Origin of the sequence: Allobosea sp. CCNWLY174 (assembly GCF_037120455.1) — a bacterium.
Taxonomy (GTDB): domain Bacteria; phylum Pseudomonadota; class Alphaproteobacteria; order Rhizobiales; family Beijerinckiaceae; genus Allobosea; species Allobosea lupini.
In genome coordinates, this window is the sequence record NZ_JBBBBQ010000017.1 from 42,389 (window position 1) to 57,979 (window position 15,591).

Consider the following 15,591-nt stretch of genomic DNA (forward strand, 5'->3'; position numbering starts at 1 on the left):
CGGCTTTTGGCCGGGCGTCCAGTATTGTCCTCGCCGAGCCTTAGGCGGCGATGCCGCGCAGCACGTAGTGCAGGATGCCGGCGTTCTTGAAGTAGTCGAGCTCGTCCAGCGTATCGATGCGGCAGAGGATCGGAACCTTCTTCACCTTGCCATCGGCATAGGTGATCTCGGCTTCGAGCGTCTGGCGCGGCTTGACGGTGGCGAGACCCTTGATCGTCACGGTTTCGTCGCCCTTGAGGCCGAGCGAGGCCCAGCTCGTGCCCTCCTGCAGGGTGAACGGCACCACGCCCATGCCGACCAGGTTGGAGCGGTGAATGCGCTCGAAGCTCTGGGCGATCACGGCCTTGACGCCGAGCAGGTTGGTGCCCTTGGCGGCCCAGTCACGCGACGAGCCGTTGCCGTATTCGACGCCGGCGAAGATCACCAGCGGCACCTTCTCGGCCTGGTAGCGCATCGCCGCGTCGTAGATCGGCAGCTCTTCCTTGCTGGGATAGTGGATGGTGTAGCCGCCTTCGCGGCCGTTCGGGCCCATCATGTGATTGCGGATGCGGATATTGGCGAAGGTGCCGCGCATCATCACCTCATGATTGCCGCGGCGCGTGCCGTACTGGTTGAAGTCCGCGACGGCGACGCCATGCTCGGTGAGATAGGCACCGGCCGGCGAGGCGGCCTTGATCGAACCGGCCGGCGAGATGTGGTCGGTGGTGATCTTGTCGCCGAACAGGCCGAGGATGCGGGCGCCGACGATTTCGGTGACCGGAGCCGGTTGCTTGCCCATGCCGCGGAAATAGGGCGGGTTCTGGACATAGGTCGACTTGTCGTCCCAGGCATAGGTCTGGCCAGTCGGCGCCTTGACCTTCTGCCAGTTGGCGTCGCCCTTGAAGACGTCGGCATACTTCGCCTTGAAGATCGCCTTGGTGACGTTCTTGGCGATGAAGGCCTGGATCTCCTTGTTGGAAGGCCAGATGTCCTTGAGATAGACCGGCTTGCCGTCCTTGCCCATGCCGAGCGGCTCGGTGGTCAGGTCGATCTGCACGGACCCTGCCAGCGCATAGGCGACGACCAGCGGCGGCGATGCCAGGTAGTTCGCCTGGACGTCCGGAGAGACGCGGCCCTCGAAGTTGCGGTTGCCCGAGATCACGGCGCCGGCGATCAGGCCCTGATCGTTGATCGCCTTCGAGATCGGGGCCGGCAGCGGGCCGGAATTGCCGATGCAGGTGGTGCAGCCGAAGCCGACCAGGTTGAAGCCGAGCTTGTCGAGGTCCTTCTGCAGGCCGGCCTTGGCGAGATACTCGGCCACGACCTGCGAGCCGGGGGCCAGCGAGGTCTTGACCCAGGGCTTGACCTTGAGGCCCTTGGCCACCGCGTTGCGGGCGAGCAGGCCGGCAGCCATCAGCACCGACGGGTTCGAGGTGTTGGTGCAGGAGGTGATGGCGGCGATGACGACGTCGCCATGGCCGAGATCGAACTTCTCACCCTCGACCTTGACGCGGCGGGAGAGCTCGCCACCCTTCTTGTAGTCCGTATCCATCGCTGCGGCGAAGCCGCTCTTGATCGCGCCGAGATCGGCGCGGCCTTCCGGACGCTTCGGGCCAGCCATCGAGGCCTGGACGGTATTCAGGTCGAGCTCGAGCGTGTCGGTGAAGACCGGGTCGGGCGTCGAGCGCGTCGCGAACAACCCCTGGGCCTTCGAGTACTTCTCGACCAGGGCGACACGGGCGGCCTTGCGGCTGGTGGTCTCCAGATAGTTCAGCGTCTCGGCGTCGACCGGGAAGAAGCCGCAGGTGGCGCCGTATTCGGGGCCCATATTGGCGATCGTTGCGCGGTCGGCCAGCGTCAGATTGTAGAGGCCGGGGCCGAAGAACTCGACGAACTTCCCGACGACGCCCTTCTTGCGCAGCATCTGCGTGACCGTCAGCACGAGGTCGGTCGCGGTGATGCCTTCCTTGAGCTTGCCGGTGAGCTTGAAGCCGATCACCTCGGGCAGCAGCATCGACTGCGGCTGGCCGAGCATGGCGGCCTCGGCCTCGATGCCGCCGACGCCCCAGCCGAGCACGGCGAGGCCGTTGACCATGGTGGTGTGCGAGTCGGTGCCGACCACGGTGTCGGGATAGGCGACCTCCACCGTTTCGGTCTTCTTGCCCTTCTTCACCTTCTCCTTCGCCGTCCAGACGGTCTGGGCGAGGTATTCCAGGTTGACCTGGTGGCAGATGCCGGTGCCGGGCGGGACGACGCGGAAATTGTCGAAGGCGCCCTGGCCCCATTTCAGGAAGCGGTAGCGCTCGCCATTGCGCTGGTATTCGAGATCGACGTTCTGCTTGAAGGCCTTGGGCGAGCCGAACTCGTCGACGATGACGGAGTGGTCGATGACGAGATCGACCGGCACCAGCGGGTTGATCTTCTTGGGATCGCCGCCGAGCGCGACGACGCCGTCACGCATCGCGGCGAGGTCGACCACCGCCGGCACGCCGGTGAAGTCCTGCATCAGCACGCGGGCGGGGCGGAAACCGATCTCCTTGCCGGCCTTGCCCTTGTCGTCGAGCCAGCCGACGAAGGCCTCGATGTCGGCCTTGGTGACCGAGCGGCCGTCCTCGAAGCGCAGCAGGTTCTCGAGCAGCACCTTCATCGAGAAGGGCAGCTTGGAAATGCCGGCGAGGCCGTTCTTCTCGGCAGCCTTGAGGGAGTAATAGACATATTTCTTCGTGCCGACGGTCAGCGTCTTGCGGCACTTGAATGAATCGAGCGAGGCCATTTTGGCTTACATCCTGATCAAGGGGTTGCGGTCACGAGCCGAATCCCTCCTTGCGGATGAATCCGGTCGAAGGCCTGTTGCGCATGACGCGCACGCCGCCCCGGGAGTGCCCGAGCCCCGCGCCGGATCGGCGTGCGGCGTAGCCACGGGTTCTATAGATCAATTCCAAGAAGCTCGCTACAGGCTCGATATGCGTCAGATGAAGAGCTCATGACGCTTCGGAAGACAGGCTCGGCGTGACGCAGATTCCTTTCCAGAGATTCGCCCTGACAGCCGAAGGGCTCGCTTGCCGCCGCGGCGGGCGCGCGGTCTTCGGCGACGTCAGCTTCCACCTGGAAAATGGCACGGCGATCGCGCTCACCGGCCGCAACGGCGCCGGCAAATCGAGCCTGATCGCCATGGTGTGCGGGCGCCTGCGGCCCGAAGCCGGGGTGATCAAGCTCGAGGGGCAGGGCGACCTGCCGCCGGCCGAGGCAGTTCATCTGGTCGGCCACCGCGACGGGCTCAAGACCGCGCTGACCGCGGCCGAGAATTTGCGTTTCGCGCAGGATCTGCTTGGCCAGCCGGGCCTCGACCCGGCCGAGGCGCTCGCTACGGTCGGCCTGCCGCATGCCGGGTCGCTGCCGGTCGGCTATCTCTCGGCCGGCCAGCGCCGGCGCGTCGCGCTGGCACGCCTCCTGGTGGCGTCGCGGCCGATCTGGCTGCTGGACGAGCCGATGGCGGCACTGGATATCGGCTCGCAGGCGATGCTGTCGCAGCTCATGCAGGCACATCTGGCGGCGGGCGGCGCGATCCTGGCGGCGACCCACGGCCCGCTCGGCCTCGACGGCGCGCGCGAACTCAGGATCGGCCCGTGACCGGCGCCTTCCTTGCCATCCTCAGGCGCGATCTTGCTTTGGCTGTCCGGGCCGGCGGCGGCGGCGAGCTCGCGCTCGTCTTCTTCCTGACCGTCGTGGTGCTGATTCCGTTCGCGCTCGGGCCCGACCTCAACCTCTTGTCGCGGATCGGCCCGGCTATCCTCTGGCTCGGGGCGTTGCTGGCGACCTTGATCGGGCTCGACCGCCTGTTCCAGGCTGATGAGGAGGACGGCTCGCTCGATTTGATCCGCGGCGCGCCGCTGCCGCTGGAGCTCGCCGTCCTCGCCAAGGCACTGGCGCATTGGCTGACGACTGGCCTGCCGCTGACCTTGGCCGCGCCGCTGCTCGGGCTGCTCGTCGCCCTGCCGGTTGAGAGCGTCCTGCCGCTGACCGCGAGCCTTGCACTGGGGACGCCGGCGCTGAGCTTCATCGGTGCGGCTGCTGCGGCGCTGACTGCAAGCCTGCGTCGCGGCGGCCTGATCCTGCCGATCCTGGTCGCGCCGCTGTGCGTGCCCGTGCTGATCTTCGGTGTTTCGGCTTCGGACGCGGCACGCGGCCCGATACCGCTGCAGAGCCCGTTGCTGATCCTGGCTGCGTTATCGCTGATGGCGGCCGTGGTTGGCTGTGTCGCGGCGGCCGCAGCGTTGCGCCAGCCGGATTGAGGCGTCAGACCTCGGACAATTCACCCCGGTCGAGTTCCAGGGCGCAGCCAGATTGGGTTGCCAACCGGGCGACTGCGGCCGCGATGTCTTCGAGCGCAACATTGTCGTCGACGAAGCGGAGCTGAATCTCCTCGGCCAAGCCGAAGACGTCGACGACCCGCGATTGACCTGCCTCCAGGCGCACGGCCGTCTCGATGTCGCGTCGCATGGGATCGGATAGCGTGATGAGCATGGCAATCCCTCCTACGACCCGATATTACGCCCAAGCTGAGTAGTCCTCAAGAAAATATGTATTATTTTCAGATAGTTAGTAGATTGCGCCAGTGGCGGTTGAGTCGCGTGACGCTAAGGTGCCGTCGGCGGCGCAGCCGCTTGCGGTTGAGTAACTTGCGCACATATAGTCAGTTACTCATTTGCAGCGCGATGGAACGCGCCATGTCGGATTTGGAACGCGGCGAACGTTTGCAGATCATGCTCAGCGCGGACGAACTCCGTGCGGTCGAGAACTGGCGGTTCGAGAAGCGGATGCCGAGCCGCGCCGCGGCCGTCCGCGAATTGCTCAGGCGCGGCCTGAATGCCGAGGGCTTCGACGTCGCTGCCGACGGCGCTCGTTCAGGCAGCTTCAGCGTCCTCGACAAGGTCGATGGCGACGAGCCGGCCGTGCCGGAGAAGAACTAGCCTTCTTGCTAGCCTCATCGTCGCAGGTACCGCTCCTCGATTGTGAGCCGGGCCGGCGATTGCTACATGCTCTCTGGTCGAAAGAAGAGCAGAGCCGGCCACCACCGTCATGGCGAGCCTTACCGAACTGGCCAATCCGGCGCGCTTCATGCGCCTGTCGAGCGTCTTGCTGCCCTGGCTCGCGGGAGCGGCGGCGCTGCTGCTCACGATCGGCTTCTATCTCGTCTGGTTCGTCGCCCCCTCCGATTACCAGCAGGGCGAGACGATTCGGATCATGTACATCCATGTGCCGGCGGCCTGGCTGGCGCTGATGTTCTATTCGATGATGGCGCTCTCGGCGCTGGGCGTATTGGTCTGGCGCCATCCGCTCGCCGACGTCGCCCAGCAGGCGGCGGCGCCGATCGGCGCCTGCTTCGCACTGATCTGCCTGCTGACCGGGTCGTTCTGGGGCAAGCCGATGTGGGGCACCTACTGGGTCTGGGATGCGCGCCTGACCTCGATGCTGGTGCTGTTCCTCATCTATCTCGGCCTGATCGCGCTGCGCCGGGCCATCGACGAGCCCTCGCGCGCGGGCCGCGCCGTCGCGATCCTGACGCTGGTCGGCTGCGTCAACATCCCGATCATCAAGTTCTCGGTCGACTGGTGGAGCACTCTGCATCAGCCAGCCTCGGTGCTGCGGCTGGGCGGGCCGACCATCCATTCCTCGATGCTCTGGCCGCTGGTGATCACCGCAATCGGTTTCACGCTGCTGGCGCTGGCGCTGCACTGCGCCGCCATGCAGGCCGAGATCCTGCGCCGGCGCGTGCGCACACTGACGATCTTCGAGGCCGAGCGGCTCGACCGGCTCTCGCTGCAGGCGGCGCAATGACGGACGTGCTCGGACCCCATGCCGGCTTCATCCTCGCCGCCTATCTGGCGGCGGCCGTGATCCTCGGCGGTCTCGCCGCCGCGATCCTGCTCGACCGGCGCGCGCAGCGGCGTGCTCTGGCGGCGCTGGAAGAGCGCGGCGCCGGTCGTCGTGGCGGAGCGTCGTCATGAGCGAGGCGTCCGTTTCAGCGCCGCGACGGTCGCCCTGGCTCTGTGCGATCCCGCTGCTGGTTTTCGCGGCTTTGGCGGCGGTGTTCGCCAAAGGGCTGTTCTCGGGCGATGCCAGCAAGGTGCCCTCGGCCCTGATCGGCAAGCCGGCCCCGGCGGTCACATTGGCGCCGCTCGAAGGCCTGCAGCGCGATGGCCAACCTGTGCCGGCCTTCGGCATGGCTGATCTCGCCAAGGGCAAGGCGACGATCGTCAACGTCTTCGCCAGCTGGTGCGCGCCCTGCCGGGTCGAGCATCCCTTCCTCGTCGCCATGGCCGATTCGGCCGCGGTGAAGCAGGGCAAGGTCCAGCTCGTCGGCTTCAACTACAAGGACGAGGCCGAGAATGCCCGCCGCTTCCTCGGCGCGCTCGGCAATCCCTATTCCGCCGTCGGTGCCGATCGTGCCGGCCGCGCCGCCATCGATTGGGGCGTCTACGGCGTGCCCGAGACTTTCCTGATCGGGCCGGATGGGCGCATCCTCGACAAGCATGTCGGCCCGCTCGACGGGCAGGCGGCGTCACGCATGCTGGCGAAGGCGGCGGCGCTGGTGAAGTGACGGCCGCAGGTCAGGCCGCCTTCTTGCCGCCGACCAGGCTTTCGAACATGCCGCGGCCGTCGGTGCCGCCGACGAGGCCGTCGATCAGATTCTCCGGATGCGGCATCAGGCCGAGCACGTTGCGGCCGGGCGAATAGATGCCGGCGATGCCGTTGAGGGAGCCGTTCGGATTGGTCGCGGCAGTCACGTTCCCATCCGCATCGCAATAGCGGAAGGCGACGAGTCCCTCGCCTTCGAGCCGGGCCAGCGTCTCGGGGTCGCAGATATAGTTGCCCTCGCCATGGGCGATGCAGACATCGATCACCTGCCCCTTGGCATAGGCCGAGGTGAAGGCGGTGTCGTTCCGCTCGACCTTGAGATGCTGGCGCTTGCAGACGAATTTCAGATCGGCGTTGCGAGCCAGCACGCCCGGCAGCAGGCCGGCCTCGCAGGCGATCTGGAAGCCGTTGCAGATGCCGAGCACGAGGCCGCCGCGCGCCGCATGGGCCCGCGTCGCGTCCATGATGTGGGCTCGGCCGGCGATGGCGCCGCAGCGCAGATAGTCGCCATAGGAGAAACCGCCGGGCAGGACGACGAGGTCGGTGCCACCAGGCAACTCATGATCGCCATGCCAGACATGGTCGACCGTGGCGCCCGCCTGGCGCAGGGCCTTGGCGACGTCACCGTCGCGATTCGAGCCGGGGAAGGTGATGACGGCGGCGCGCATCGGTCAGGCTCCGATCTCGACCCGGTAGTTCTCGATGACGGTGTTGGCGAGGAGTTTCTCGCAGGCCGCCTTGAGGGCGGCCTCGGCCGCGGCCTTGTCGGCGCCGTCGAGCTCGATGTCGAAGACCTTCCCCTGGCGGACCGAGCCGACGCCGTCGATGCCGAGGGATTTCAGCGCGCCCTCGATCGCCTTGCCCTGCGGGTCGAGCACGCCGGTCTTGAGGGTGACGGTGACGCGGGCTTTCATCGTGATCTCCGGAACGGGGCGCTTGTCGGTTCGCTTAGCGGTGAATCGGTGCCGGCTCAACCATTTCAGCGACTCGCCCAGGTCGCGCGGGCGAAATCCTGGGCGGCCTGCGAATCATCGGTCACGGCGATCGCCATGGACAGCGTGGTGTCCTTGCGCGCGTAGAGGATCGCGGTCGCAGCCAGGCGGCCGCCGTCCCTGGCGCGGATTTCGACGAGGATGCCGTCGGTGCCGTCCTGCTTGAAGCGCGAGACGGTGGTCGTGCTCTTCGGCTTCTCGGCCCGCTTCGCCTTTGGGCGCTTGGAGAATTCGCGTGCCAGCCGCGCCGGGTTGAGCGCAAGCGTCCGCGCCATGTCCGCGGCCTCGCTGCCTTCGAAGCTGAGCAGCGCGGCAACGCCCGGCCGCTCGCAGTCCTGCGGCGTGCAGAAGACCATCGCCTTCGGATTGATGCCGTCGTTGACGACCCAGTTCTGGATCGGCAGCGGTTCCCAGCCGCGCCCGGCTGCGAGCTGGACCAGGCCCGGCCCGAAATGATCGGCGCACCCAGCGATCAGGATCATACCGAGCGCGAGCGCGCCGAAACGCAAACGGGAGCGCAAGCGCCCCCGTCCGGTCGTCTGGGACTTGGTAGCCGTCATGCTCACAGCACGAGGCGCGACAATTACTGCACCAGCCGAGGGCCCGCCGGGCCCGGCTTTTCGTTCTCGCCGAGAATACCGAGGCGGCGCGCCACTTCGGTATAGGCCTCGATCAACCCACCCAGGTCGCGGCGGAAGCGATCCTTGTCCATCTTGTCTTTCGACCTGATGTCCCAGAGCCGGCAGGAATCGGGGCTGATCTCGTCGGCGACGACGATGCGCATCATGTCGCCTTCCCAGAGCCGGCCGCACTCGATCTTGAAGTCGACGAGACGGATGCCGGCGCCGAGGAAGAGGCCCGAGAGGAAATCATTGACGCGAATGGCAAGCGCCATGATGTCGTCGATCTCCTGCGGCGTTGCCCAGCCGAAGGCCGTGATGTGCTCTTCCGACACCATCGGATCGCCCAGCGCGTCGTTCTTGTAGTAGAACTCGATGATCGAGCGCGGCAGCTGGGTGCCTTCCTCGATGCCGAGCTTGGTCGAGAGCGAGCCGGCAGCGACATTCCGGACCACGACCTCGAGCGGAATGATCTCGACCTCGCGAATCAGCTGCTCGCGCATGTTCAGGCGGCGGATGAAATGCGTGGGAACGCCGATATCGTTGAGATTGCTGAAGATGTGCTCGGAGATGCGGTTGTTCAGCACGCCCTTGCCGTCGATCACTTCGTGCTTCTTGGCATTGAAGGCGGTCGCGTCGTCCTTGAAATGCTGGATCAGCGTTCCAGGCTCCGGTCCTTCATAGAGGACCTTCGCCTTGCCTTCGTAAATGCGACGGCGGCGGTTCATCGGGATATACCGTGGCTTGAGGAAATCCAAAGGGTCGGCCTCTCTCTGGTCGCGGTTGCCCGCGGCGGGATCATGGCCCTTTTCAGCACGCTCTCGCGCAATCTCGTTGCTCTGTCGAGTTCGATCCTGGCGCGCCGGTCCGGCTGGTTCATGCGGGCCCTGCTCCCTAGGAACCGGCCACACGTCGCGCTATATGGGCCTTTCGTGCTGCAAACGCAACAAAGCGCCTGAGGCAGGGTCTCGACGCCGGATTTGACCGTGCCGGATCAGGTTGGACAGCTGGGCCTCTAGCCCGCACCGCCATCACATTGCTATATGGCGAAGCTGATATCGCGCCGCAGCAAGATTGCCGCTCCGAAGAGGATAAGAAACCAGATGACCACCTTCGACCAGCGCAAGGACGCCTACGAGAACAAGTTCGCGCATGATGAGGAGCTCCGCTTCAAGGCGACCGCCCGGCGCAACAAGCTGCTCGGCCTGTGGGCCGCGGAGAAGCTCGGCAAGAGCGGCGCCGATGCCGATGCCTATGCCAAGTCGGTGGTGCTCGCCGATTTCGAGGAGGCCGGCGACGACGACGTGCTGCGCAAGGTCAAGGCCGATTTCGCCGCGGGCGGCGTCACGGTCGCGGACGATGAGATCCGTCGGACGATGACCGAGCTCCTGATCAAGGCCGCCGACGAGATCCAGGCCGGCCGCTGAACGACGCTCGGGCGCAGGGCGGACTTCATCGCATTGCGCCCTTGAGCATGGTGCATGCCGCATCGTTTGCCTTTCACCGCCGGTTCGGTCCACGGTCCCTGGACCCGCCAGTGGTGAAGAGCGGGCAACCGGATGAATGCGCTCATGACCGCCGCCAAGCCGACCGTGCTGTCCTCGCTCGCCGATCGTCTCGCCAAGGGCGAGACGCTGCTGTCCGCGTGGTGCGGGCTGCCGGATCCGAGCATCGCCGCGATCCTGGCGCAGGAAGACTTCGACGCGGTCACGCTCGACATGCAGCACGGCCCGATCACGCTCGCCGAGGTGATCCGGGCGATTCCGCTGATCAACGCCGCCGGCAAGCCGGCGCTGGCGCGCATTCCGGTCGGCGAGTTCCAGAACGTCTCGAAGCTGTTCGATTCCGGCGCCTCCGGCGTCATCGCGCCGATGATCAACACGATCGAGGATGCGCGCCGGCTCGCGGCCTATGCCAAGTATCCGCCGCTCGGCGAGCGCAGCTGGGGCAGCTATGGCGGCCTCGGCGCCTCCGGCCTCGACCAGAACGGCTATCTCAGGCAGGCCAACAGCTTCTCGCTGACCTTCGCGATGATCGAGACCCGCGAGGCATTGGCGATCGTCGACGACATCCTCGCGCTCGAGGGGATCGACGCGCTCTTCGTCGGCCCGTCCGATCTCTCGATCGCGCTGTCGGGCGGCGCCTCCGTCAATGCCTCGGCCAAGGAGGTCGATGATGCGCTGCGCCACATCGTGGCGCGGGCCAATGCCGTGAAGAAGCCGGTCGCCTTCTATGCTGCGAGCGCCGAACGGGCCGCGGAAGGTGTCGCACTCGGCGCGCGTCTGGTTACCGTGATGAGCGATACCGGCTTCCTGCGTCATGCTGCGCAGGCTGCGCTGAAGATCGCGCGCGGCTGACGCTTCAGGCGTTGATGCCCTCGCGCGATTTCAGCGCGGCGTAATAGGCCCAGAGCAAGCGTGCGGCAACGCCTCGCCAGGGCCGCCAGGCTTCAGCGAGTTCCGTCAGTTCGGCGGGATTTGGCCGCAACGGCAGCCCGAAAGCGACCTTCGCGGCCTCCTGCACCGCGAGGTCGCCAGCGGCGAAGCCGTCGCGATGGCCGAGGCAGAACAGCAGGTAGACATCCGCCGTCCAGGGGCCGATGCCGGAAACGGCCGTCATGTGCGCGTGGACGAATTCCGGCGTCGCCGTCTCCAGCGCGGCAAGGTCGAGCCGGTTCTCGGCGATCGCCGCGGCGACGGCGCGCAGCGTCTTCTGCTTCGGCCGGGACAGACCCGACAGCCGCATCTCCTCGTCGCTGGCAGCGAGGACGCGTTCCGGCGTCAGCGGGGCAAGCACGCTCTCGACCCTCGCCCAGACGGCGCGGGCGCTTGCCACCGAAAGCTGCTGCGAGACGATGATCGAGGCCAGGCTCGAAAACCCGCTCTCGCGGCGGCGCAGCGGCGGGATGCCGGTCCGGGCGATGATCTGGTCCCAGACGGGATCGAGCGTGGTGAGGGCAGCCATGCCCTCTTCGAGATCGGCGGTGCAGGAGATCGTCGTCATGTTGCCCGGGTCTATTGCCGATCGCTGCTCCTGGTCCTGTCAGGAGGCAGGGCTTGGCGAGGCTCGCCGCAAACCATAGACAGAAGCGGATGGCATCGTCTCCACCCGTTTTCCGGTTCGCGCCGAGCCCGAACGGGCGGCTGCATCTCGGCCATGCCTATTCGGCGCTGCTCAACCAGCGGCTGGCGGGGCGCTTCGGCGGCGAGCTGCTGCTGCGGATCGAGGATATCGACCTGACGCGCTGCCGGCACGAATTCGAGCAGGGCATTTATGATGACCTCGCCTGGCTGGGGATTTCGTTCCCACCGGGGGTGCGGCGGCAATCCCGGCATTTCGACGATTATCGCCGCGCGCTGGACAGGCTCGATGCGATGGGGCTGGTCTATCCCTGCTTCTGCTCGCGCCAGCAGGTGAAGGAGGCCGTGGGCCGATGCGAGGCCGAGAGCGGAATGCCCTGGCCGTGCGATCCCGATGGCGCGCCGCTCTATCCCGGCACCTGTCGTGACCTGAGTGAAGCCGAGGCACGCCGACGCCGCGCTGTCGGCGAGCCGCATGTGCTGCGACTCGCCATGGACCGGGCCCTGGCGCGGGCAGCGGGCGCAGCGCTCGTCTACCGGCTCTTCGACGAAACTGGAGCACAGCGGGACGTCACCGTCGATCCGGCCGGGTGGGGCGATGTCGTGCTGGCGCGCAAGGACGTGCCGACGAGCTATCATCTCTCGGTGGTCGTCGACGACGCGCTGCAGGGTGTCAGCCATGTCGTTCGCGGGCGGGATCTGGAAGCGGCGACCGGGATCCATGTCGTGCTGCAACGCCTGCTCGACCTGCCGACGCCACGCTATCATTTCCATCAGCTGCTGAACGACGAAACCGGGCAGAAGTTGGCGAAGAGCCGGCTGTCCCGGAGCCTCGCCGATCTGCGGGCGGACGGGGCGACGCCGGAGGCGATCCGGCGGCAGCTCGGTTTCACGTGAATCGCTGCCCGGGCGGATCCTCGTCAGGGCGAGGCGTTCAGCCCACGCCCAGAAAGGTCAGCCAGCCGACGGTGGTGAAGAGCGAGAGTCCGGTCGAGAGCGCGATCGCGCTGGAGGCGTCGGCGACGCCCTGCTTGTAGCGCTCGGCGAAGAGATAGGCGTTGATGCCGCAGGGACAGGCGGCGAAGAGCACGGCGACCCCGGCCCAGGCCACCGGCATGGCGAACACTTTGGTCGCCAGCAGGAAGACGATCAGCGGGTGCAGGATGAGCTTGAGGAAGCTCAGGATCGCCGGCAGGGCGATGCCGGAGGCCAGGCCGTAGCGCCGGAGCGCGATGCCGAGGCTGACCAGAGCGCAGGGGACGGCGGCGCCCGCGATCAGGTCGACGATCGACCAGAGCGGCGCCGGAAGCATGCCGACGAAGGGGCGCGCGGCGCTGCCCAGCAGGATGCCGACGACGATCGGGTGGGTGAACAGGCGCCTGAGCAGCAGGAGCGGCGAAGTTCCCTTGCCCTCGGCGAGCAGCGTCGCGGCCGTCATCGTCACCGGCAAATGCACGGCGAGCAGCAGGCTCAGGGGCACCGCGCCAGCTTCGCCATAGGCCTTCAGGATCATCGGGATGCCGACGAAGACGGTGTTCGATTGGGCTGCGGCGAAGCCGGAGACGACAAGCTCGGGACCTTTGCGGGCGAACAGATGCCGCGCCACGAGCTGCGCGATCACCCAGACGACGGCGAGGCCGGCGAAATAGGAAATCCAGTAGCCCCAGGGCTGGTCCGGCGGGATCGTGGCCGTCGCCAGCGTCTTGAACAGCAGGCAGGGGATGGCGAGGACGAAGACGAAGTCGGAGAGGCCCTCGCCGGTCGTTTCCCGCAGAAGCTTCAGCCAGCGCGCACCATAGCCGATTGCGATCAGGCCGAAGACGGGGAGGACGATGAGGAAGGAGGATAGCATCAGGCCCGCCGGGCAGGGGAACGAGGTTCAGCGCAATTGCGCGGTCTGGCCTCCGGCCTTTTCGATCAGGCCCAGAACTTCGTCGCGCTGGCGCTTGAACTCGACCAGTGCCTTGCCGTCGAGCTCGCGGCCGCGCGGCACCTTGATCTTCATCGGGTTGACGAAGTTGCCGTTGACCAGGACCTCGTAGTGGAGATGCGGCCCGGTCGAGAGGCCGGTGTTGCCGAGGAAGCCGATCACCTGGCCCTGGCGGACCTTGACGCCGGGCGCGATGCCCTTGGCGAAGGCCGACTGGTGCGAGTAGGCGGTGACATAGCCGTTGGCGTGCTGGATCTCGATGCGCCGGCCATAGCCGGAATCCCATTCGGCCTTGATGATCGTGCCGTTGCCGGCGGCCAGGATCGGCGTGCCGATCTTGTTGGCCCAGTCGATGCCGGTATGCATCTTCGAATAGCGCATGATCGGGTGGTAGCGCATGCCGAAGCCCGAGCGCATCTCGCCGTCGCTGATCGGCTTGCGCAGCAGGAACTTCTTCAGCGAGCGGCCGTCGCTGTCGAAATAGTCGATCAGCCCGTCCTCGGGCGCCTGATAGCGGAAGACCTGCCGCGTCTCGCCATTGACGGTGAGGCTCGCTGACAGGATCTCGGCGCGCTCGCCGTCGTCGTCGTCGGTGAAGATGACTTCGAGATTGTCGCCGCCGCGCACCCGCTGCTGGAAATCGAGGTCATAGGAGAAGATCCGGACGAGCTCGTCGATCAGCGGGCGCGGCAGGTCGTGGCGCAGCCCGGTCTCGTAGAGGCTCTCATAGAGGCGCGCGCCGGTGCCGCCCTCCTCTTCCTCTTCCTCCTCGTCGTCCTGCGCGCCGGCCTGCGATTTCTGCTGTGGCCCGGCAACTTCCACTCGCGGCAGCGAGACCGGGACGAACAGGCCCTTGTCGTTGATCGCGACGGCGGCCGAAGGGCGCCCATTCTCGAGCAGGGCGACACGAACGATCTGGCGGGGATCGCCGGGGCGCGGGCCGGGCGCGAACAGAGCCTGCAGCACCTGGCCCTCCGGAAGGGCGGCGACCTTCACGCGGCCGTCGAAGGCCTTCATCATCGAGACGATCTGGTCGCGGTTGGCGCCGGCATTGCGCACCACGGTTTCGAAATTCTCGCCGCGGCGGGTGATCAGGAGCTTTTCCTCGACCTGCGGCTCGCGGGTGGCCGCCATCGGAGTCTTCGGCGCGTTGGTGACGTTCTCCGGGACGACACGAACCTCGATGCCCGAGAAGGAAGTGTCTGTAGCGGGGGCATAGGACAGCAGGCTGCCGGCGGCGCCGGCGGCCTGGTTGCCTTGAGCCAGGGTGCGGCTCAGCATCAGCTGAGGCGGGATCGGCAGGGCGGCGCGGCGGTCGGCGGCGGCCAGGTTGGCCCGCTCTTCCTCCATCTGGTTGACGACGTCGGCGTCGGTCAGATTGGCCTTGCCGGGCGCGATCGGCATGTCGGCGAGATCGCGCTTGGTGATCGAGACATCCGCATCCGGCATCTCGGTGACGGGTTCGGCATAGCGTTCGCCGCTGGGACCGCCCTCGGCGAAGAGCCGCAGCGGATTGAAGGGCGGGATGTTGGCGGCATAGACGCCGCTGGTCAGCGACAGATTGGTCGACAGACGCACGAAGGGGCGTACCCGGATGACTTCGCGATCGCCGATGCGCTGGGACATCGGTGCGCGCACGCTATGTCGCGCCGAGGCGATCGGCTGCTCGGCGACGAGCTTGTCACCCTTGCGGGCGCCGCCGCCGGCCGAGGTGGTCTGATGCGGGGTGACCGGCTCGGGGCGCTCGGCGAAGCTGGTGTCGCCGCGGACAGCGACCAGGATGGCGCCGCCGAGCAGGGCCGCACCACAGGAGCCGACGAGCAGGCAGGCCGCGAGCCAGCGCAACGACACGCCGCGGCGATCCATGCCGGCCGGCGTCGTCCCGGCCGGGGTGATCGGCGGTTCGATCCCGAGATCGACGAGCAGCGCCGTCGCTTCCGGCGTCAGCGGCTCATGCGGCGCTCTGAGGTCCGGAGGGGCGTTCATCGGGCGTCTGGCGAATCCATTGATGCGCCCGGGGGCGCGCCGAGTCGATGCCGCGGACGGGCTCGATCCCTGTCTTATATAGAGCAGAGACCATGCCCGCGTCCCGCATGGGAATCAATCTCGGGGTTCGCCCCGCAGACTGTCCCGGCGTTGGCATCGTGCCTGTGGGGAAAAATTGCGGCTGTTTGCGGGCGAGGCCTCTCCATCGGCCCAGCCCGGGCGGCGCGTCCTATGGCAAACAGGGGTAAAACCCGCGAAAATCGCGAGCCGGATAAAAAAGTGAGCCGCTGTCGAAAAACTTTCATCTGGTGTGTTGACAGCGGAACTGGGGTCCCCCTATAAAGCGGCCATCGAGACGGCGCCGC

General features: G+C 66.8%; 18 protein-coding genes. 9 read left to right on the forward strand and 9 right to left on the reverse strand.

Annotation, left to right across the window (positions count from 1 at the left end; all coding sequences use genetic code 11):
* Window positions 1-40: 40 nt before the first annotated feature.
* The gene (gene acnA / locus V7S63_RS27980; RefSeq protein WP_336532732.1) at window positions 41-2,752 is read right to left on the reverse strand and encodes an aconitate hydratase AcnA; all 2,712 of its coding nucleotides are present in this window, start codon (window positions 2,750-2,752) and stop codon (window positions 41-43) included.
* Between the two features lie 236 nt (window positions 2,753-2,988).
* On the opposite strand from acnA, the gene ccmA reads away from it, so the two are divergent.
* Together ccmA and ccmB are read left to right on the forward strand one after the other, a co-directional pair.
* The gene (ccmA, locus tag V7S63_RS27985; protein WP_244544073.1) at window positions 2,989-3,609 is read left to right on the forward strand and encodes a heme ABC exporter ATP-binding protein CcmA; all 621 of its coding nucleotides are present in this window, start codon (window positions 2,989-2,991) and stop codon (window positions 3,607-3,609) included.
* Window positions 3,606-4,271, forward strand: coding sequence for a heme exporter protein CcmB (gene ccmB, locus V7S63_RS27990; RefSeq protein ID WP_336532733.1), 666 nt, complete (start codon window positions 3,606-3,608; stop codon window positions 4,269-4,271). Before ccmA ends, ccmB begins: the two co-directional genes overlap by 4 nt.
* 4 nt (window positions 4,272-4,275) lie before the next feature.
* Here the strand turns inward: ccmB and V7S63_RS27995 are convergent, their stop codons facing one another.
* Entirely contained in the window at window positions 4,276-4,503 is a 228-nt protein-coding gene (locus V7S63_RS27995; protein ID WP_336532734.1) for a hypothetical protein, read from the reverse strand.
* 203 nt (window positions 4,504-4,706) lie between these two features.
* On the opposite strand from V7S63_RS27995, the gene V7S63_RS28000 reads away from it, so the two are divergent.
* From V7S63_RS28000 to V7S63_RS28015, 4 genes are all read left to right on the forward strand, one after another.
* The gene (locus tag V7S63_RS28000; RefSeq protein WP_336532735.1) at window positions 4,707-4,949 is read left to right on the forward strand and encodes a hypothetical protein; all 243 of its coding nucleotides are present in this window, start codon (window positions 4,707-4,709) and stop codon (window positions 4,947-4,949) included.
* A gap of 109 nt (window positions 4,950-5,058) precedes the next feature.
* Window positions 5,059-5,817, forward strand: coding sequence for a heme ABC transporter permease (locus V7S63_RS28005; protein ID WP_091843125.1), 759 nt, complete (start codon window positions 5,059-5,061; stop codon window positions 5,815-5,817).
* Entirely contained in the window at window positions 5,814-5,987 is a 174-nt protein-coding gene (gene ccmD, locus V7S63_RS28010) for a heme exporter protein CcmD (RefSeq protein ID WP_091843129.1), read from the forward strand. Before V7S63_RS28005 ends, ccmD begins: the two co-directional genes overlap by 4 nt.
* Window positions 5,984-6,580 carry a DsbE family thiol:disulfide interchange protein gene (locus V7S63_RS28015; RefSeq protein WP_336532736.1) on the forward strand — a complete coding sequence of 199 codons (597 nt, stop codon included), beginning with the start codon at window positions 5,984-5,986 and terminating at the stop codon, window positions 6,578-6,580. Before ccmD ends, V7S63_RS28015 begins: the two co-directional genes overlap by 4 nt.
* Window positions 6,581-6,590: 10 nt before the next feature.
* Here V7S63_RS28015 and purQ read toward each other — a convergent pair whose 3' ends face one another.
* From purQ to purC, 4 genes are all read right to left on the reverse strand, one after another.
* A complete protein-coding gene (purQ, locus tag V7S63_RS28020; RefSeq protein WP_091843137.1) occupies window positions 6,591-7,286 on the reverse strand; it encodes a phosphoribosylformylglycinamidine synthase subunit PurQ in 696 nt (231 codons plus the stop codon).
* Window positions 7,287-7,289: 3 nt separating this feature from the next.
* Window positions 7,290-7,532: a phosphoribosylformylglycinamidine synthase subunit PurS gene (gene purS / locus V7S63_RS28025; protein ID WP_091843141.1), complete on the reverse strand. Its 243-nt coding sequence runs from the start codon at window positions 7,530-7,532 to the stop codon at window positions 7,290-7,292.
* Between the two features lie 65 nt (window positions 7,533-7,597).
* Entirely contained in the window at window positions 7,598-8,131 is a 534-nt protein-coding gene (locus tag V7S63_RS28030) for a hypothetical protein (protein ID WP_143079838.1), read from the reverse strand.
* A 62-nt stretch (window positions 8,132-8,193) separates the two neighbouring features.
* A complete protein-coding gene (gene purC / locus V7S63_RS28035) occupies window positions 8,194-8,988 on the reverse strand; it encodes a phosphoribosylaminoimidazolesuccinocarboxamide synthase (protein ID WP_091843148.1) in 795 nt (264 codons plus the stop codon).
* Window positions 8,989-9,333: 345 nt separating this feature from the next.
* Between purC and V7S63_RS28040 the strand changes: the two genes are divergently transcribed.
* Window positions 9,334-9,657, forward strand: a complete 324-nt coding sequence (locus V7S63_RS28040; RefSeq protein ID WP_091843151.1) for a DUF1476 domain-containing protein — start codon at window positions 9,334-9,336, stop codon at window positions 9,655-9,657.
* A gap of 144 nt (window positions 9,658-9,801) precedes the next feature.
* Window positions 9,802-10,587: an HpcH/HpaI aldolase family protein gene (locus V7S63_RS28045; protein ID WP_100959363.1), complete on the forward strand. Its 786-nt coding sequence runs from the start codon at window positions 9,802-9,804 to the stop codon at window positions 10,585-10,587.
* Between the two features lie 4 nt (window positions 10,588-10,591).
* Here V7S63_RS28045 and V7S63_RS28050 read toward each other — a convergent pair whose 3' ends face one another.
* Window positions 10,592-11,233, reverse strand: coding sequence for a DNA-3-methyladenine glycosylase family protein (locus V7S63_RS28050; protein ID WP_336532737.1), 642 nt, complete (start codon window positions 11,231-11,233; stop codon window positions 10,592-10,594).
* 89 nt (window positions 11,234-11,322) lie between these two features.
* Here V7S63_RS28050 and gluQRS point away from each other — a divergent pair, with 89 nt between their 5' ends.
* Complete coding sequence (gluQRS, locus tag V7S63_RS28055; RefSeq protein ID WP_336532738.1) at window positions 11,323-12,207, forward strand: tRNA glutamyl-Q(34) synthetase GluQRS; 885 nt, start codon at window positions 11,323-11,325, stop codon at window positions 12,205-12,207.
* Between the two features lie 37 nt (window positions 12,208-12,244).
* Here the strand turns inward: gluQRS and V7S63_RS28060 are convergent, their stop codons facing one another.
* Both V7S63_RS28060 and V7S63_RS28065 read right to left on the reverse strand, forming a co-directional pair.
* Entirely contained in the window at window positions 12,245-13,162 is a 918-nt protein-coding gene (locus V7S63_RS28060; RefSeq protein ID WP_091843162.1) for an AEC family transporter, read from the reverse strand.
* 27 nt (window positions 13,163-13,189) lie between these two features.
* Window positions 13,190-15,226, reverse strand: coding sequence for a M23 family metallopeptidase (locus V7S63_RS28065; RefSeq protein WP_248307333.1), 2,037 nt, complete (start codon window positions 15,224-15,226; stop codon window positions 13,190-13,192).
* Between the last annotated feature and the right edge of the window lie 365 nt (window positions 15,227-15,591).